Raw genomic sequence first — 18,062 nt, 5'->3', positions numbered from 1 at the left:
GCTATCAAGCTGTAAGCCGTTTCTTACTGGTTCGATGCGACCGGGCGCACCAGCGGCGTGATGCGGCGGATCGTGACGCGGCGGTTTTCTTGCGACGGACCGAGCGTATTCACCTTGAGATACTGCTCGCCATAGCCCTGGGTGACCAGGTTTTCGGCAGGAATGCCGTAGACATCCGTCAGCACGTTGGCGACCGATTCCGCGCGTTGGTCCGACAGGATCAGATTGCTCTGGGCCGAACCCACCGCATCCGTATGGCCCTCGATCAGGAAGGTTTCCGTCGGATCACGCTTGATGATCTTCAACATGCCATCGGCGACACCGCGAAGGCTGCTCGCTTGCGACATCGGAATCTCGGCGCTGCCCGTCGCGAAGGTGATCGTGTCGAGGTCGATACGGCGGATCTTGTCGCGGATACGAGCCGAATAGCGGACTTCGTTGACCGAATAGATACGTTCGACCGGCTCGACCGGCGGCTCACGCAGGAAGTCGTAATAGTCGGCATTGCGATTCGATGCCGTGTCGATGATGTACTGGCTCAGCGGAATGAGCAGTCGCATCGGCGGCAGATCTTCACCCGGATCGCGGTAGTAGTCGTCATTGTCAGGACGATTTTCCAGTTCCGGCGAGTAGAACAGCACATATTCGCGACCGCTGGAGTCAATGCGCGAGCGCTGGATGATGTCGCCGTAGCGGTTGCGGATCGTGATGACGCGATCACCATCGGGCTGATCGATCGTCTCGCGGTAGCGGTCACGCGGCAGCTGTTCGTAGACCGGGCGCTCGCCGCCTCGAATGAAGCGCTCGCTATCATCGTGACGAACGACATAGGTGTTGTCGACATTCACGATGGTCCGGTTGTCCTGATTGATGATGGTCTGCACCGTCGTTCCCTGTGGCGGGGCGAAGTCCGGCCGGCGATCGATGCGACGACCCTGCTCGCTGGTTACAGCTTCCATCTTGACCGGAGGTTGCTGCTGAGCGCCTGCTGCCGCGCGCTGGGCCTCAGCATCGGAGGTCGGCGGCTTGGTGTAAGCCGGTGGCGGCTGCTGGGCCGGGGCGGTCTGGGCCTGCCCGCTCTGCGGAGCCTGACCCGCCTGTCCGCGACCACCCTGGGCGCCTGGGGCAGCGGGATTCTGCCCGTTGTTCAGATGCTCGCCACGACGAACCGCATCCTTCTGGCTGTCCAGAACCGCGCTTCCGTTTTCGACGGGCAGGATGACGGGACCATTGGCAGAGGCGGGATTCTCCGCGATCTTCTTACGGCGCTCCAGTTCCTGCGGCGAGACCTGCTCGGCCGGAGGCAGCTTAATTTCGCCAGCCTGCTGGCCACTGCCGTTGGCGGCGGGAGCCGTTGCACCAGCTTGAGCCGGCGTCGCAGCGCCATTGGCCGGTTGCTGCTTGCCAGGCTGCGGCGTTGCCGGATTGCCAGCTTGTGCTGGCTGTCCTTGCGGCGTGCCCTGCTGGGCCGGCTGCTGCGGATTGGCAGCGGGCTGCTCGCCCTGCTGCTGGTTCTGCGGCTGTTTGCCGTGGGTCTTGTCCCCGCCCTGCTTCTGCCCCTGCGCAGCGCCAGGGGTTGCAGGCGTTCCGGGCTGTGCCTGCGTCTGAGGCTGCGTTCCCGGCTGTGCCTTTTGTCCCTGGACAGGTTCACCGGCCGGTGCCGGCTGCTGCTCGGCAGGCTGCTTCGCCGGAGCCTCGGTCTGACCTTGCGGCTTGGGGTGGGCGTTCTGTTCGGGCTGCGCCTGCTTTCCAGGCTGGGCCTCCTGATTCGGCTGTTCGCCCGCGGCGGGAGCCTGCTTCTCGGCCGGCGTCGGCTGCTGTGCCTTCGAACCAGGCTTGGCCTTTGGCGGCTGTGCTTCCGGCTGCGCTTCCGTAGCAGGCTGCTGCTCTGCCTTCGGCTGCGGCGCTTCGGCCGGCTGCTGCTTTTGCGGCTTCGGTTGCTCTTGCTCCACAGGCTGCTTGGCTTCGGGCTGCTTGACCTTCGGCTTCGGCTGCGGTGCTTCCGGCTCTGCCTGGGGAGCGACAGCCTTAGGCTGCGGTTTGGCTTCGGGCTGTGCCTGAGGCTGCTCTTCGGCCGGTTGCTGGCGCTGCTTCTTCGGCTCGGGGGGAGCCTCTGCGGCCGGCTGTTGCTTCTGCGGCTTCGGCTGCTCCTGCTCCGCGGGCTGCTGATGCTCGGCCTTCGGCGGTTGCGCTTGCGGCTGTTGCTGCTTCGGCGGCTTCGGCTCGCCCTCGGGCTCAGCCTGCTTCATCTGGTGCTGCTGCTCGCCACCACCCTGATGCTTCTGGCCCTCCCCGCCCTCGGCAGGCTTCTTGTGCTTGAGCTGCTCTTCATCGGGCTGAGCTGCCGGCGCCTCCTGCTGCGCCACCTCGAAACTTGTATCTGCGGCGGTCGCGGCTGCGCCGGCGATGCCGTTGTTCAGCGGTACGATTGGCTGTTCACGAAGGGCCGCGGCTGCTGCCGGCTCGAAGGCGAGCGATAGCGAAAGCAGCGGAAACGCGGCGCTGGCAAATAGTCTGGATCGCTTTCCCATAGGGGTCTCCTCTTATGATCTTTGTCCGCCGAATTGCGAATCTGAGCGGCAAGGCGATTGCCTCAGGAACCCGGCCAATTTTCGGTTCTCATGAGGCTGAATCGCGGCAAGCCGCTATATGTTCCCGCTCTATTAGGTTGCCGTAATTAACCCTGCCTGAACGCAATGGATGGCTTACATTCAGATTTGCCTGTGTAGCGCGTGCATTACGGCGGCATTGCGCAAAGGCAGATTGCCTTTGTAATTCCAGTTGCATTTTCCCAAAAAAAAGTACGAATATCGCCGCGAGGCGGGCCACCGGCCCGCTCCACTCGAGCCGTCTGCCAAAAACAATAATGGGCTGCCGGCCACCAACAGAGAGGGTCAATATGCGCATCTCCACTCGTCTTATTGCCGCCGCATCCTTCGCCGCAATGTCGCTCGTCGCCGGTGCGGCGCTTGCCGACGGCGACACGATCGTCTTCGGCACGGACGCGACCTACCCGCCTTTCGAATCGCTTGACGCCGGCGGCAAGTTCACCGGCTTCGACATCGATATAACCAATGCGCTTTGCGATCACATGAAGGTCAAGTGCACCTTCGTAAACCAGGATTTCGACGGCATCATTCCCGCCCTGCAGGCCAAGAAGTTCGACGCGATCATCTCGTCCATGTCGATCACACCCGAGCGCGAGAAGATCGTCGACTTCACTAACAAGATTTACAACACGCCGCCGGCAATCGCCATTCCGAAGGACTCCACTCTCAAGGAAGCGACCGATGAAGCCCTGAAGGGCAAGACAATCGGCGCACAGTCCTCCACGACGCATGCCAACTATGCGTCCGCCCACCTGAAGGATGCCGAGCTCAAGCTCTATCCGTCGGCTGACGAATACAAGCTCGACCTCAGCAACGGCCGTATCGATGCCGCCATCGACGACGTCGTCGTGCTGTCCGAATGGGTGAAGTCCGATGCAGGCAACTGCTGCAAAATGCTCGGTACGCTGAAAAGCGACCCGGTCATCAACGGCGTCGGTGCAGGCATCGCCATCCGCAAGGGCGATGCGGCCCTCAAGGATAAGCTGAACGCCGCGATCGCTGCGATCCGCGCTGACGGCACCTACAAGAAGATCCAGGACAAGTATTTCGATTTCGACGTCTACGGCGATTGATCGCCCGTCGATTCCCTGGGAAAAGACGACGGCGGAAGCTTGCCCTTCCGCCGTTTTTGTTTGACAACGAGATGAATATAAGCAGAAACGCGGCAAAAGCCGCTAGGGGAAATATGGCATGAGCGGATTGTTTTCCGCCCTTGGTTCCTTGTGGACCTGGTTGAGTACGATTTTTGACCCATTGTGTGGTCCGGCCGGACTGTTCACTCTGTTCGGCCAAAATACGATGCTCGCCTGTGGTGACACGGGATGGGGCGACGAGCTTGCCGGCGGCTTGAAGATCACCATCGCCGTCTCGGTCCTAACGCTGCCGCTTGGCATCGTCATCGGCTTCTTCGTGGCGCTCGCGCAGCAATCGGAAGAGAAATCGCTGAGGCTCGCCGCTGGTGTCTTCACGACGATTTTCCGTGGCCTGCCGGAGCTGCTGACGCTCTTCATCATCTACTATGGCATGCAGATCCTCTTGCAGTCCGTGCTCGCCAAATTCGGTTATGACGGACCCGTTGAGATCAACGCCTTCGCGGCCGGCATGGTGGCGCTGGCAATCGTCTTTTCCGCCTATTGTTCGGAAGTCCTCCTCTCTGCCTTCAAAGCCATTCCCAAAGGTCAATATGAGGCAGGCGATGCACTTGGATTTCATCGGGCGCGAACCATGCGGCTTATCATCGTGCCGCAACTCGTGCGTATTTCCCTGCCAAATCTCGGGAACCTCTGGATGAACCTGCTGAAGGATACGTCTTACGTGTCCATCATCGGCCTTGCCGATATCATCAGGCAGACGGGGATTGCCGTCCGCGCCACCAAGGCGCCCTTCACCTTCTATTCCATCGCCTGCCTGTTTTATCTGACACTGGCCGTCATCTCTTCCGTCGGCCTCTTCTATCTCGATCGATGGGCTAAACGCGCGGAGGTCCATCGATGAGCCATGCCGAAGTTCTGATCGCCGCGCAGCCGGCACCGCCGAAGACGGTCACGAAGCTGTCCAAGGCGCGCATCGCCGGTTATTTTTTTCTGACCCTCTGGGCCATTCTCGGCATTTCGCTGTTGGCGATGATTGTGCTCGGCTGGGATCTCGATAAGGTCATGACATATGGACCCAGGCTTCGCAACGGTCTCTGGATCACCGTCAAACTGGTCGCCACATCCTTCATCCTCGGCGCGATCCTCTCGATACCGCTGGCTTTCGCCCGCATGTCGAGCAACAAATTTCTGAGCACGCTGACCTATTGCTATGTCTATCTGTTTCGCGGTACGCCGCTGCTGGCGCAGATTTTCATGGTCTATTACGGCTTTCCGAGCTTTCGCTGGTTCTTCGAGGATGTCGGCCTGTGGTGGTTCTTCAAGGACCCCTTCTATTGCGGCGTCTTCGCCATGACACTGAACACGGCGGCCTATCAGACGGAGATTGTCCGGGGCGCCATTCAAAGCGTGCCGAAAGGCCAGCGGGAAGCCGCCAGCGCACTTGGCATCCACACCTGGATCGCCTTCCGCAAGATTATCATTCCTCAGGCGCTCATCGTGGCGCTGCGCCCCTATGGCAACGAGATCATTCTGCTGATCAAGAGTTCCGCCACGGTGTCCATCATCACCGTCTACGACCTCATGGGCGAGACGCGATACGCGTTTTCGCGTACCTACGACTATCAGATCTATCTCTGGGCAGCGATCTTCTATCTCGTTATCGTCGAGTTGATGCGGAATGGCTGGGCGTGGATGGAAGGCCGACTGACACGGCACCTCAAGCGCTGATCCCGCCAAGGCTGCGCCTGGGCGCAGCCTTGGCAGCACTCCCATGCAATCGCTGCTAATACATTGATTTCTGTGAATAAATTTCCATCATGACATTTTTGTAAAGCTTGAGTTTACCATCTGTTGTTTCCATATTTGAGTAACCGTGAGTCACGAACAAGAATGGGAACGGAAAGAGAAAGCTCATGCATAACGACATGCAAAAGCAGTTGCAGGGTTATGGGTTGACGACGGCGCAGATCTTCTACCGCCTGCCCGATCATCCGCAATTCCTGCAGACCTATATCTGGCAGGATTATGATCTCGCCCCGAACTTCCCGGAAATGCGCGGCTTCCTGAAATTCTGGCAGGAAACGCTGGATGGGCCGTTGCATTCCGTGCGTTATGTCCATCGCAAGCTGATTTCAGCGACGGAATGGCGAGCGCTAAAGGGAGAATTCATTCTCCACTAGAACCGCCGGGGCTTCGATCTGTCCAGCTCCCCGTCACACGTCGGAGACACGTGTATCAGACATGCGCTTCGCCATGGACGAAATCGCCGTCATCCGGCCCACGATGGAGCGTGCCATAGAGGGCGACGGCATAGAAGACCCCGACGAGGAGGATGACGAGCAAGCCGGGTATAGGCCCGAGAGCCGCGTTGTCGGCAATATAGCTCCATGAATGCGGCTGCTCCTGCGCTACGCCGCTGGTCTGAAGCCTTGGCGTCGAGATCTTCAGGATCCATGCCAGCAGCAGGATCGCATACATCCAGCAATAATTGCGCCGCAACCGCCGCTGTGCTGCTTCGAAATAGCTGAGCAGCAGCCGGGGCGAACGCAGGCTGGCGGCGACCGACAGGGCCCAATCAGGATTGAGGTCCGTTTGCGGCGCCAGAATCTGCGCGAAGTAGTGCCGCTCCAGTTGCCGCACCCGCGAGCGATAGACATCGAAGAAGCGATATCGTCGCGCCTCGATCAGCAACAGCAGTGTGATCAGCATCATTCCGAACAACAATACCCCATGATGCGACGTCGGTGTCGAAAGCGATACGGACAGCAGGGCTGCAACCACCGTGATCGCCCAATTCGATGTCCGGTCGATGCGATCGCGCCAGCTCGTCATCCTCCCCAGTTCGCCCCGATAATAGTGCGTCAAGGTGTTTGTGACTTCAGCGGATGTGGACGGCAAAGAGGGACGGCCGCGCTCTGCGGGGCTGCTTGTCGGATTCGGTGTGGTGCGTTCATTATCCATGATTTTTCCTCCCTTATTCTTTTGTTCGGATAGCGTCCCCCAAGTCGCCTTCCCTGAAGCCCATATTCTGCGCCTGCGCGCCAAGCATTGCAAAAGGCGATCAAGCGCCTTAATGCCTGCGTGACGAATGGAAGGGCTGTCACTCATGGCAAAGAAGAAGATCGACGAAGACGCGCTTGCGGAAGCCTATAACCAGGCACTGGCACTGGAGAAGGCGGGCGATATCGACGCTGCGGTTCAGGCCTATGAAAAGGTACTGGCTCTCGATCCGGAAGACCATGGTGGCGCAGCCGTGCGTATCGCCTCGATGGGGCGCGGCGAGACACCGGCCAAGGCGCCGGACGCCTATGTCGAAACCCTGTTCGACCAGCATGCCGAGATTTTCGAGGATGTGCTGGTGGAGCAGCTCGGCTACCACGTCCCGGTTCTCGTGCGCCAGCGCCTGCAGGCTCTTGGCCTCGGTCCCTTCAAGCGGATGCTCGACCTTGGCTGCGGCACTGGCCTCACCGGCGGCACGCTGCGCGATATCGCCGAGGATATTACTGGCATCGACATTTCCGAAAACATGGTCGAAGTCGCCCATGAAAAGGATATCTACGAAACGCTCTTCGTTGCCGAGGTCGAGGATTTTCTAGACGACAATGACGAGGGCGCCTTCGATCTGATCACCGCGACCGATGTCCTGCCCTATCTCGGCGCGCTGGAACCCCTGTTCTTCGGCGCAGCCGAAAACATGACGCCGGGCGGCCTCTTCATCTTCTCTTCGGAGACCCTGCCTGAGGCGACCATGGCCGGACGTCCCTATATGGTCGGCCCGCATCAGCGCTTCGCCCATTCGGAAGCCTATGTGCGCGAGCGGCTGACTGCGACGGGCTTCGAACTCGTCGAAATCACCGACATCAACGTCCGTATGGAAGATGGCCAGCCGACCCCGGGTCATCTGGTCATCGCCCGTCGTCTCGCCGATTGAGGGAAAATACATCACATTGCAAATAGTTATCCATTTGGATAACTATTTTCTTGCGCGGCGACCGGCGAGCTGATACTTAGCCACTCAGATAAGTATCAGCTCGAACCTTGATCTCGGAAAGGTCGCCGCATGTCCCTTATTCTCTATCAGCATCCCCTCGCCTCCTTTTGCCACAAGGTCTTGATGGCGCTCTATGAAAACGGGGCGACATTCGAAAGCCGCATCATCGATCTCGGCAATGCGGAATCGCGCGCCTCGCTGGCGCGCCTCTGGCCGCTCGCAAAATTTCCGGTGCTTCGCGACGAAGCCCTCGACAGCACGGTTCCCGAGACTAGTATCATTATCGAATATCTCGACCGGCATTATCCCGGCGCAAGGGCGCTGCTGCCGACAGATCCATCGGACGCCCTATGTGTGCGGCTCTGGGATCGCTTCTTCGATCTCTATGTGCAGGAGCCGATGCAAGCGATCGTCGCGGACGTGCGCCGCGCAGAAGGGGAGCGGCGCCCGCAAAGCGTCGCCGAAGCCGAGACCTTGCTGCGCACCGCTTATGGCATGATCGAAAAGCAGCTGGACGGAAAAATCTGGATCACCGGAGACAATGTAACCATGGCGGATTGCGCCGCCGCGCCGGCTCTCTTCTACGCGGAAACCCTCGTCCCCTTCGGCGAGGAGCATGGCCGGCTGAAGGCCTATTATCGGCGCCTTATCGAGCGCCCATCCTTCGCCCGCGTCCTGCAGGAAGCAATGCCCTATTTCCATATGTACCCTTATAGTGACAAGCTGCCGGCACGGTTCCGGCCGGAAAAGCCGAATGCTTGAAGAATCGCAGGCGCTCGACCGCATGTTCCAGGCTCTGTCCGATCAAAGCCGTCGCGGCATGATCGACAGGCTCGGGCGTGGACCGGCCTCCGTCACGGAACTGGCACAGCCGCTCGACATGGCGCTGCCGACCGTGATGAAACATCTGCAGGTGCTGGAAACGAGCGGGCTGGTCGTGTCGGAAAAGGCCGGGCGGGTGCGCACCTATCACCTGCGCAAGGAAGCGCTGGCAGCTGTCGAACGCTGGATTGCCGAGCGCAAGGCATCCTGGAACAGGACCTTCGACCGGCTCGACCTCTTTCTTGCTGATACATCGACGGAGACGACGGACGAATGAGCATAAGATCGATAAACCATACCACGATCACCATAGAGCGTCATTTCAAAGCCTCCCTGCCAAAGGTCTTCAATGCCTGGGCAATACCGGAGCAGAAGCGGCAATGGTTCGGCTGCCATGAGGATTGGAAGTCGCTGGAGTTCCAACTCGATTTCCGTGCCGGCGGCAGCGAAAGCAGTCGCGTCGCCTCAGCTGAAGGCGTCGTGCATGCCTATCAGGCGCGATATATCGACGTCGTCCAGAACGAGCGCTTCATTTATGCCTTCGACATGATGCTCGACAACGTCAGAATCTCCGTATCGCTGGCAACGGTCAGCTTCGCCTCAGAACCCGGCGGCACGAAAATGACCTTCGTCGAACAGGTCGTGTTCCTCGACGGCTACAGCGACAACGGCTCTCGCCTCATGGGCACAGAAATCGGCTTCGATAACCTCAAGCTCTATGTCGAGGGAGACGATAGCAGGCCGAATTAGAGCAATTCCAGAAAAAGTGCGTAGCGGTTTTCCGTCCGGAATTACGTAAAAACAAAAAGATAGAGCGTTTTCGCGATTCGAAGAAAAGCGAAAAAGCTCTAATTCCGCGCGTCACCGAGGATTGCCGCCAGCAGCTGCCCTTCGAGCTCTGCGAGCGCCGGATTGCCATGACGGCGGGGATGCGGATAGGGAATGTCGAGATCGAGCACGATCCGGCCCTCGTCCAGCACCACGACCCGATCGGCCAGATGCACGGCTTCGCTGACATCGTGCGTCACGAGCACGGCGGTAAAGCCGAGCTCGCGCCAGACGCGGTTCAGCAGCTCCTGCATGCTGATGCGGGTCAAAGCATCCAACGCACCGAGCGGCTCATCAAGCGCGAGGATCCCGGGCTTGCTGACGAGTGCACGGGCAAGCGCCACGCGCTGCTTCTGGCCGCCGGAAAGGCTCGAGGGCCATTCACTGGCTTTCTCGGCAAGCTGCACCTCCGAAAGAACGGACGCGGTCTTCTTGCGCGAGATATCCTGTGGCACGCCCTCGCCCAGGCCCACCGCAACATTGTCGGCGACGGAAAGCCAGGGCAGCAGCCGAGGCTCCTGAAAGACGATGCGGGTATTGGGCTGTGTGTCACCGCCATCGACCGCTTCAAAGCGCAGATGGCCGGCGCTCGGCTCTTCCAGCCCCATCAGGATGCGCAGCAACGTGCTCTTGCCGCAGCCGCTCTTGCCGATGACGGCGACGAACTGCCCGGCAGGAATATCGAGATCGATGCCCCGCAGGACACGGTTGCTGCCGAAACTCTTCTCCAGACCCTTGATATGAATGGCCGCAGTGCCCGCCGCCTGCGCGGCGGAATTTTTGGCTTCCGCCCGCGGGCGATCGAGTGTGTTGACGCTCATGGGAGGTTCCTTAATTCCGATAGGCCGGATTCCAGCGCAAAGCCCTGCGCTCGATCGCCCGTGCGACGACATCGGCGAGCTTGCCGAGAATGGCGTAGATGACGAGCGTCAGCACCACGACATCAGTCATGCCGAACTCGCGGGCATTGTTGGCCATGTAGCCAATGCCCGACGATGCCGCGATCGATTCGGCAACGATGAGCGTCAGCCACATGATACCGAGGGCAAAGCGCAAACCAACCAAAATGGACGGAAGTGCGCCGGGGAAGATGACCTTCCGGAACAGCGTCCAGTTGCTCATGCCGTAGACCCGTCCCATCTCGATCAGCCCGCGATCGACATTGCGCACGCCGTGGTAGGTGTTGAGATAGATCGGGAAAAGCACGCCGAGCGCCGTCAGGAACAGTTTGGATTCCTCGCCGATCCCGAACCAGAGAATGACGAGCGGCACCATGGCAAGATGCGGAATGGTTCGCAGCATCTGCAGCGTCGTATCGGTCAGCTGTTCAGACAGCCGCGACACGCCGTTGGCGATGCCAAGCAGAAAGCCGATCGAGCCGCCGACCAGCAGGCCGGCGAAGGCGCGACCGGCGCTGACCAAGATATTGTTCGGGAGTTGGCCGGAAATCGTGGTCTGCCAGAAGGCGACCACGACGGCCGCCGGCGACGGCATAATGCGGTTGGAGATCCATCCAAGCGACGAGCCCAGCTGCCATGCCGCGATGACGACAACCGGCAGCAGGAACGGCAGAAACCTCTGGAACGAAATGCCTTGCCGCGCGACCTTAGCCTGGCGTGCGCGCCGTTCCGAGGCCACGCGGACGAAGGACGTGTCGAATGCCGACATGGGGATCTCCCTTTGATCTGGCGTTACGAGCCGGAAACGACCTTGAGATTGCCGCCATGACTGCCGCCCGCGAAAATCTGCTTGGCGCCGAATTCGTTGCGGAACCCGGCACGCTGCTCGTCGCGCTCCAATCCCAGCTCGGGGAAGAGCAGTTCGGCCACACGATAAGCTTCCTCCAGATGCGGATAGCCCGAGCCGATCACGGTTTCGATGCCGAGCTCCTGATATTCCCGCAACCTTGCAGCGACCGTCTTCGGCGATCCCACAAGTGCCGTACCGGCGCCAGCACGGACCAGGCCGACGCCAGCCCAGAGATTCGGCGAAACTTCGAGCTTGTCCCGGCGACCGCCATGCAGCGCCGCCATGCGCTTCTGCCCGACGGAGTCGGACTGATTGACGAATTGCTCCTGCGCTTCGCGGATCGTCTCGTCGTCGAGCTTTGAAATCAGCTTGTCGGCCGCAGCCCATGCCTCTTCGTCCGTCTCGCGAACGATGAAGTGAAGGCGAATGCCGAAGCTGACCTCGCGCCCACGCTTGGCAGCGGCTGCCCGCACCTTCTTGATCTTTTCGGCCACCTGCGCCGGCGGCTCGCCCCATGTCAGATACTTGTCGACGCGACCAACCGAGAATTCGATACCCGCATCCGAAGATCCACCGAAGTAGAGCGGTGGGCGCGGTGCCTGCACCGGCGGCAGGCCGAGCCGCGCATTCGTCGCCTTGATATATTTTCCCTCGAAGGTGGACGACCCCGTCTCCAACAGCTCCTCCCAGACATGGAAGAATTCATCGGCATGGGCGTAGCGCTCATCGTGTTCCAGATGAATGCCGTCACCGGCGAGCTCTGCCGGGCTGCCGCCAACGACGATGTTCAGCAGCACGCGGCCGTTCGAAACGCGATCAAGCGTCGAGGCAAGGCGCGCATAGTAGGCCGGCGAGGCCGTACCCGGGCGGATGGCGACCAGAAACTTCAGCTTCTGCGTGTGCGCCGAGAGCGCCGCAGCCGTCACGAAGGATTCTTCACAGGAAACGCCGGTCGGCAAAAGCACGCCCGTATAACCCAGCCGATCGACTGCCTGCGCGATCTGCTGGAGATAGCCAATCTCCGGGCCGCGGTTGAGATCGGCCGTACCCAGATAGGTGCCGTCGCCGGAGGTCGGGATGAACCAGAGAAAATCGATGGGTTTTGCGGTCGCGGTCATGAAGCTTTCCTGCTTTCTGGATGCGCGTGGTCGGGAGCCACCTCCCGATGTTCGATCCGGATAATGGCATAGACTATCGATTACATCGACAATATGGATTTTCTAATTGTCGGCGTTTGACGAAATATTTTGCCCATAAAGTCCACGCCCGTAGTGTTACGGGCGCAGACGATATCCGTGGGTCTTGTCAGCGTCAGCTCGCCTTTGGTCGCCAGACGATGTCCGTGACGTTGAGCTTCTTCGGAACGATGCCAAGATTATAGAACTCGTCAGCCAGCCCCTGCTGATAGGCGATCGCCGCATCTGTAATGGTAGAGACACCGCCAAGATTTGCACCGGGGCGCGTCAGCACCACCCGCGTCACCTCGGCCGGCACACCGGTGATTTCAGACATGGCCTTAACGGTGCCGTCCAAATCCGATTGCGCCGCCGCCCCCACCTTGGCCAGTTCGTCGATGACATCGATAATCACCTGCGGGTTATCTTTGGTGAAATCGCCGTTGGCCAGGAAATAACTGAAGGAATCGACGATGCCCCGCGCAGTCGCAAGGATGCGGGTATCCGGGTCGGCCTCTGCAATGGCGAGATAGGGATCCCAGATCGACCAGGCGTCGATCGCGCCGGTCTTGAACGCAGCGGCTGCATCCGGCGGCGTGAGATCGAGCGGCTGGATATCGCTGATCGTCAGCCCGCCTTTGCGAAGCGCCTTGACGGCGACGTTGTGGGCGCTGGAGCCGCGCTTGAAGGCAACCTTCTTTCCCTTGAGATCAGCAAGCGCCTCGATCGGGGAATCCTTGCGCACGAGAATGGCGGAGCTTTCGGGGCTGCCGGTGTAAATGCCGACGTATAGCAGATTGCCGTTGGCAGCCTGCGCAAACAGCGGCGGCACATCGCCCGTCGCACCGAAATCGAGAGCACCGGCGCCAAGAGCTTCCAGCAGCGGCGGGCCGGATGTGAACTCCGACCATTCGACGGATACGCCGCGATCGGAAAGCCGCTTTTCCAACGCCCCTTGACGCTTTGCCAATGCCAATACGCTGTTTTTCTGCCAGCCGATCCGAAGCGTCGTCGCTGCAGCCGCACGTGACTGTCGAACGGAAGGTAAAGCGAAAGCTGCCGCCGTCGCACCGAGAAGGCCGAGTGTCTGTCTGCGCGAAATCATCGAAGATCCCTTTTCATGAGGCCTCGGCGCTTCCGCGGCCACCGGCTCGTTGTCGATGACTTAAAGATCGCAAATCCATAGATTATATCGACAAAGAAAATTATGAAGATTCGCAACAGTAGCGAAATTCCATTCCAATAAGTGGATAAAACGGAAATCAGATTTCAAATCATATGCCATGGTGACAAGTTGGCTGACAAATCGGTCTTTCGTCTCCCCGGCCTTTCGGCTAAGCCTTCGAGACAAATTCGGTCACGGAGTTATGAAATGGCAAAGGTCTCATTCATCGGCATGGGCGTCATGGGTTATCCCATGGCTGGGCATCTGAAGGTCAAGGGTGGGCATGACGTCACCGTCTATAACCGCACCACCGCCAAGGCCGAGGCATGGGCCAAACAATATGACGGCAAGTTTGCCCCCACTCCGGCCGAAGCCGCTGCAGGCGCCGATTTCGTCTTCACCTGCGTGGGCAATGACGACGACCTGCGCTCGGTGACCACGGGTGAGAACGGCGTCCTCTTAAGTATGAAGGCCGGTTCGATTCTCATCGACAATACCACCGCAAGCGCCGAAGTCGCCCGCGAACTCTACGCAGCCGCCAAGGAAAAAGACGTCGACTTCATCGACGCACCGGTTTCCGGCGGACAGGCAGGCGCGGAAAACGGCGTGTTGACCGTCATGTGCGGCGGTGATGAAGCCGCCTTCGAGAAGGCTCGTCCCGTCATCGACGCCTATGCCCGCATGGTTGGGCTGATGGGGTCTGTCGGCGCGGGACAGCTGACCAAGATGATCAACCAGATCTGTATTGCCGGCATCGTCCAGGGCCTGGCCGAAGGCATCCATTTCGGCAAGCAGGCCGGGCTCGATATCGAAAAGGTCGTGGAAGTCATTTCCAAGGGCGCCGCCGGCTCCTGGCAAATGGAAAACCGCCACAAGACCATGAATTCAGGCAAGTATGATTTCGGCTTTGCGGTCGACTGGATGCGCAAGGATCTCGGCATCGTGCTTGAGGAAGCCCGGCGAAACAAAGCCAAGCTGCCGCTCACGGCCCTCGTCGACCAGTTCTACGGCGACGTCCAGGCGATGGGAGGCAATCGCTGGGATACCTCCTCACTGCTCGCGCGCCTGGACAAGAAGTAAAGGCTGCCGGGAAATCAATAGCTTCTGCTGAGCGCCTCGTCAGAGCGGCGCTCAGTCTATGTCAGTCCTCGTTGGACTTGGCATTTTCCAGCAGCATGTAATCGAGCGGCAGTTCCGTCGAATACTTGATCTGCTCCATCGCAAAAGCCGAAGAGACATCGCGGATTTCGATCTTGGCGATCATGCGCTTGTAGAAGGCATCATAGGCGGCGATATCCGGGACGACGACACGCAACAGATAGTCGACATCACCGCTCATGCGATAGAATTCGACCACTTCCGGGAAATCGGCGATCACTTCCGAAAAGCGCTTCAGCCATTCGATCGAGTGGCTATTGGTGCGGATGGACACGAAAACCGTGACCTTCGTATTGACCTTTTCCGGATCGAGCAAGGCCACGCGGCGGCGAATGACGCCATCTTCTTCCATCTTCTGAATACGGCGCCAGCAGGGCGTCGTCGAGAGACCGACCTTCTTGGCAAGATCGGCTACGGCCAGAGTGGAATCCTCCTGCAGCAGGCGCAGGATTTTGCGGTCAAGACGGTCCATTTAAAGCATCCCTTCGAATTATATTCTCTCTATAGCGTATTTTTAGCGACAGAAAAGAAACTTTTTCTCAAGGAAGCAGGCTTTTCACACGTTGTTGCAAAATGGGAAGCAGTTCGGCCTCGAACCACGGGTTACGTTTCAGCCAGCCGCTGTTGCGCCAGCTCGGATGCGGCAACGGCAGGACGGACGGCGACCGGTTGGTTAGAAGATAACGCCGCCACTGCGCGACAGTCTCGGTCATCGAACCCATGCGCTCCGCTCCGAGATGCCAAGCCTGCGCATATTGACCGATCGTCAGGATCAATTCGATCTGCGGCATCGCATCCATTGCCCGTTGCCGCCATAATGGTGCGCACTCCTTGCGCGGCGGCAGATCGCTTCGAGTCTTGTCATAGCCCGGAAAGCAGAAGCCCATGCCCATTATGGCGAAATGATCCGGATTGTAGAAACTCTCGCGATCTACGGCGAGCCACTGACGCAAACGATCACCGGAGGCATCATTGAACGGCATACCGCTCTCGTGAACGCGCAATCCTGGCGCCTGCCCTGCGATAAGTATCCGTGCAGTCGATGATAGTGTCGCAACCGGACGCGGCTCATGCGGCAGGCGATCCGCCTCGCCCTTGGCCGGTGCGTCCCGACAGAGACGGCAGGCCGCAATCGCCGAACGCAGGATTTGCAATTCGCCCTCCTGCTTCATGGGGCGCTCCACCCGACAAGCTGGCGCAAATAGCCGAGCCATCCGGCAATCGGATCATTGTCATGGGCCATACGCTCCTCGCGCCGATAGTCGCTCGGCCTCTCGAAATCACTGGCCCAAAGCCCAGCCTTCGCCTGCCGTGCGCTCCGCTCCTCGCTTGCGTAGCCGCCATAAGAAACCGCCATGCCGTTGCGCACCATTGCGGCGTTGATATCAGCATCGCCGGCGACGCATGTCACCAACAGGCGACCATAGCGATCCCTCTCCCGCCCCCGACATTCGGGCGCTCCGGTCTTAATCATTGTGGCAAGCGCCTTGCGTGCTTCTTCGCCGCAGGCCCAATCCGCGCCATTGCGTTGGCAGCGCTGCCGATATTCGGGAGCATCGATCCCTTTCAATCTCAAGCGCTCGCCACTGGCGGAAAGCGTGTCGCCGTCAATGACATAAAAGCTTCCATTTTGAACGATTTCCGGTCGATTGTTCATCTTCAACGCGAATAATGCAAGAATGGCAAGCAGCGCGAAAGTGACCATGCCGTCACGAAACAGGCGGCCCGACCGCATCACGTTGTTGCCTCCTTTAAGAACAAATCCTTGGCGAAGATGGCAAACAAATCATTTCGGCGCAGCATCTTCTTAAGATTTAAACGCTAGGGTGTAGCCTCAGGCAGGCTAAGTTTCAATGTAACCATGAGCACCGGCGTCAGCACATCGACAGATAAAAACATTGTCGACCGATCGCGCAGTCACCGTAACCGGGCTGTGTCGAAGGCCGTGCGGCAAACGCGCGAGCGCCTGCAAAGCGGCCACAGCCGCAACTTCGACCGCGAACTGATGATGATGCATATCGACACCTTGCGGCAGAGTGCCGCCGTCGTGCCGATCTTCGTCATCGTGGTTGCCGTTCTCGGCGTCTACCTGGCGCGTGATGCCGGCATTCTCTTCTGGACCATTCCGATCCTCACCGCGCATGCCATCAACATGCTGATCGGACGACGCGCCAAGAAGCAGGAAATGTCAGCTGAAAGCGCCAGAAAATGGCGACAGCTGCTTTTGCTGGGGCAATTGCTCGTCGGCTTCTGTTGGGCGCTCTTTGCGATGCAAAATTGTGCGACCTGCGGCGGCGACAGCTTCGCCTTCTACAAGGGCACGACCCTGCTAGCGGCAATCTGCATTGCGGCCATGTCCAGCTTCATGCTGCCGCGAGCTGTTCCGTTTTCCTTCGCACCGGCGACCGTAGCGCTGACCGTGGCAGCCATCCTAACGCGAAGGCCTTCCGATATCGCCCTCGCCGCAGCCATTTCGGTTGCCGTGATATTCTTCAGCTTCATCACCAACCGCATGTATCAGTCGAACCTGAAGATCCTCTCTTTCCAATCGGAGAAGGACGATCTGATCGCGGAACTCGAAGTCGCGAAATCGATGTCCGACGAGGCCCGTCGGCGTGCCGAAGAAGCAAACCTCGCCAAATCGCGCTTTCTTGCTTCCATGTCGCACGAGCTTAGAACGCCGCTGAATGCGATCCTTGGTTTTTCCGAAGTCATGTCGGCGGAGGTCATGGGGCCGCTCAACAATCCGACCTATCGCGAATACACCAGTGATATCCATCGATCCGGCCAGCACCTGCTCAACCTGATCAACGAAATCCTCGACCTCTCTCGTATCGAGGCCGGGAAATACGAGCTGAACGAAGAAGCGATTTCTCTCCTCGATATTGCCGAGGATTGCATCGGCATGGTGCAGTTGCGTGCCCGCGCCAAGAACATTTCGATCTCATCGCAATTCGAGGCGCAGCTACCCTCCGTCTGGGCTGATGAGAAATCGATGCGCCAGGTGATCCTCAACCTCCTGTCGAATGCGGTGAAATTCACGCCGCAGGGCGGCGAGATCAGCGTCAAGGTCGGATGGACCGCCGGTGGCGGGGAATATGTTGCGATCAAGGACAACGGTCCGGGCATCCCCGAAGAGGAGATCCCGATTGTGCTGTCGGCCTTCGGCCAGGGCTCCATCGCCATCAAAAGCGCCGAACAGGGCACGGGCCTCGGCCTGCCGATCGTACAGGCCATTCTTGCCAAACATGACGGTCAGTTCATGCTGAAATCCAAGCTGCGGGAAGGCACGGAAGTCATCGCCATCCTACCGCCCAAGCGCGTGCTGCAAAGCCTGCCGGCGGTCGAGGATGCCCCGCTCGCCGAGCGGCGCAAGAAGAGCTTCGCGTAAACCAAGCATGGACGCTGATCGTTAGAGCGCTTCAGCTTTTCATGGAATCTCTGAACCGCTCTATCTCTTTGTTGTCTCGC

The 18,062-nt window shown here is 59.4% G+C and carries 19 protein-coding genes; 10 read left to right on the top strand and 9 right to left on the bottom strand.

Annotation, left to right across the window (positions count from 1 at the left end):
* Positions 1–23: 23 nt before the first annotated feature.
* Positions 24–2,531: an OmpA family protein gene (locus tag AC13QE_RS07725; RefSeq protein WP_488483232.1), complete on the bottom strand. Its 2,508-nt coding sequence runs from the start codon at positions 2,529–2,531 to the stop codon at positions 24–26.
* 368 nt (positions 2,532–2,899) lie between these two features.
* On the opposite strand from AC13QE_RS07725, the gene AC13QE_RS07720 reads away from it, so the two are divergent.
* The 4 genes from AC13QE_RS07720 (at position 2,900) to AC13QE_RS07705 (ending at position 5,883) form a co-directional block, all read left to right on the top strand.
* On the top strand, positions 2,900–3,682 hold the full coding sequence (locus AC13QE_RS07720; protein ID WP_015340138.1) for a lysine/arginine/ornithine ABC transporter substrate-binding protein: 783 nt from the start codon (positions 2,900–2,902) through the stop codon (positions 3,680–3,682).
* A gap of 118 nt (positions 3,683–3,800) precedes the next feature.
* Positions 3,801–4,604 (top strand): ABC transporter permease, encoded by an 804-nt coding sequence (locus tag AC13QE_RS07715; protein WP_015340139.1) that lies wholly within the window; start codon positions 3,801–3,803, stop codon positions 4,602–4,604.
* A complete protein-coding gene (locus AC13QE_RS07710) occupies positions 4,601–5,431 on the top strand; it encodes an ABC transporter permease (protein ID WP_132716836.1) in 831 nt (276 codons plus the stop codon). Before AC13QE_RS07715 ends, AC13QE_RS07710 begins: the two co-directional genes overlap by 4 nt.
* Positions 5,432–5,616: 185 nt before the next feature.
* The gene (locus AC13QE_RS07705; protein ID WP_015340141.1) at positions 5,617–5,883 is read left to right on the top strand and encodes an usg protein; all 267 of its coding nucleotides are present in this window, start codon (positions 5,617–5,619) and stop codon (positions 5,881–5,883) included.
* A 55-nt stretch (positions 5,884–5,938) separates the two neighbouring features.
* On the opposite strand, the gene AC13QE_RS07700 is transcribed toward AC13QE_RS07705, so the two are convergent.
* On the bottom strand, positions 5,939–6,664 hold the full coding sequence (locus AC13QE_RS07700; protein ID WP_488483231.1) for a DUF2270 domain-containing protein: 726 nt from the start codon (positions 6,662–6,664) through the stop codon (positions 5,939–5,941).
* Between the two features lie 145 nt (positions 6,665–6,809).
* Between AC13QE_RS07700 and AC13QE_RS07695 the strand changes: the two genes are divergently transcribed.
* The 4 genes from AC13QE_RS07695 (at position 6,810) to AC13QE_RS07680 (ending at position 9,266) form a co-directional block, all read left to right on the top strand.
* Positions 6,810–7,634, top strand: a complete 825-nt coding sequence (locus AC13QE_RS07695; protein WP_488483230.1) for a methyltransferase domain-containing protein — start codon at positions 6,810–6,812, stop codon at positions 7,632–7,634.
* A gap of 129 nt (positions 7,635–7,763) precedes the next feature.
* Entirely contained in the window at positions 7,764–8,456 is a 693-nt protein-coding gene (locus AC13QE_RS07690; RefSeq protein ID WP_488483229.1) for a glutathione S-transferase family protein, read from the top strand.
* Positions 8,449–8,793, top strand: a complete 345-nt coding sequence (locus AC13QE_RS07685; protein WP_488483228.1) for an ArsR/SmtB family transcription factor — start codon at positions 8,449–8,451, stop codon at positions 8,791–8,793. Before AC13QE_RS07690 ends, AC13QE_RS07685 begins: the two co-directional genes overlap by 8 nt.
* Positions 8,790–9,266: an SRPBCC family protein gene (locus tag AC13QE_RS07680; RefSeq protein ID WP_132716840.1), complete on the top strand. Its 477-nt coding sequence runs from the start codon at positions 8,790–8,792 to the stop codon at positions 9,264–9,266. Before AC13QE_RS07685 ends, AC13QE_RS07680 begins: the two co-directional genes overlap by 4 nt.
* A gap of 98 nt (positions 9,267–9,364) precedes the next feature.
* Here AC13QE_RS07680 and AC13QE_RS07675 read toward each other — a convergent pair whose 3' ends face one another.
* The 4 genes from AC13QE_RS07675 to AC13QE_RS07660 all read right to left on the bottom strand — a co-directional run bounded on the left by AC13QE_RS07675 (position 9,365) and on the right by AC13QE_RS07660 (position 13,373).
* Positions 9,365–10,165 carry an ABC transporter ATP-binding protein gene (locus AC13QE_RS07675; RefSeq protein WP_488483227.1) on the bottom strand — a complete coding sequence of 267 codons (801 nt, stop codon included), beginning with the start codon at positions 10,163–10,165 and terminating at the stop codon, positions 9,365–9,367.
* A 10-nt stretch (positions 10,166–10,175) separates the two neighbouring features.
* Positions 10,176–11,012 carry an aliphatic sulfonate ABC transporter permease SsuC gene (ssuC, locus tag AC13QE_RS07670; RefSeq protein WP_488483226.1) on the bottom strand — a complete coding sequence of 279 codons (837 nt, stop codon included), beginning with the start codon at positions 11,010–11,012 and terminating at the stop codon, positions 10,176–10,178.
* 23 nt (positions 11,013–11,035) lie between these two features.
* Positions 11,036–12,211 (bottom strand): FMNH2-dependent alkanesulfonate monooxygenase, encoded by a 1,176-nt coding sequence (gene ssuD / locus AC13QE_RS07665; protein WP_488483225.1) that lies wholly within the window; start codon positions 12,209–12,211, stop codon positions 11,036–11,038.
* Between the two features lie 193 nt (positions 12,212–12,404).
* A complete protein-coding gene (locus AC13QE_RS07660) occupies positions 12,405–13,373 on the bottom strand; it encodes an aliphatic sulfonate ABC transporter substrate-binding protein (protein ID WP_488483224.1) in 969 nt (322 codons plus the stop codon).
* 246 nt (positions 13,374–13,619) lie between these two features.
* On the opposite strand from AC13QE_RS07660, the gene AC13QE_RS07655 reads away from it, so the two are divergent.
* Positions 13,620–14,513 (top strand): NAD(P)-dependent oxidoreductase, encoded by an 894-nt coding sequence (locus tag AC13QE_RS07655; protein ID WP_488483341.1) that lies wholly within the window; start codon positions 13,620–13,622, stop codon positions 14,511–14,513.
* Between the two features lie 61 nt (positions 14,514–14,574).
* On the opposite strand, the gene AC13QE_RS07650 is transcribed toward AC13QE_RS07655, so the two are convergent.
* The 3 genes from AC13QE_RS07650 to AC13QE_RS07640 all read right to left on the bottom strand — a co-directional run bounded on the left by AC13QE_RS07650 (position 14,575) and on the right by AC13QE_RS07640 (position 16,329).
* A complete protein-coding gene (locus AC13QE_RS07650; RefSeq protein ID WP_069613098.1) occupies positions 14,575–15,063 on the bottom strand; it encodes an Lrp/AsnC family transcriptional regulator in 489 nt (162 codons plus the stop codon).
* 67 nt (positions 15,064–15,130) lie between these two features.
* Positions 15,131–15,763 (bottom strand): uracil-DNA glycosylase family protein, encoded by a 633-nt coding sequence (locus AC13QE_RS07645; protein WP_488483223.1) that lies wholly within the window; start codon positions 15,761–15,763, stop codon positions 15,131–15,133.
* Entirely contained in the window at positions 15,760–16,329 is a 570-nt protein-coding gene (locus AC13QE_RS07640; RefSeq protein WP_488483222.1) for a thermonuclease family protein, read from the bottom strand. The genes AC13QE_RS07645 and AC13QE_RS07640 overlap by 4 nt, the downstream gene beginning before the upstream one ends.
* A 123-nt stretch (positions 16,330–16,452) precedes the next feature.
* On the opposite strand from AC13QE_RS07640, the gene AC13QE_RS07635 reads away from it, so the two are divergent.
* Positions 16,453–17,982 (top strand): sensor histidine kinase, encoded by a 1,530-nt coding sequence (locus AC13QE_RS07635; protein ID WP_488483221.1) that lies wholly within the window; start codon positions 16,453–16,455, stop codon positions 17,980–17,982.
* Positions 17,983–18,062: the final 80 nt, after the last annotated feature.

It is taken from the genome of Martinezella sp. CNPSo 3957 (assembly GCF_057784395.1).
The sequence above is the reverse complement of the archived record's forward strand: the minus strand, read 5'-3'. Positions and strand labels throughout refer to the sequence as shown.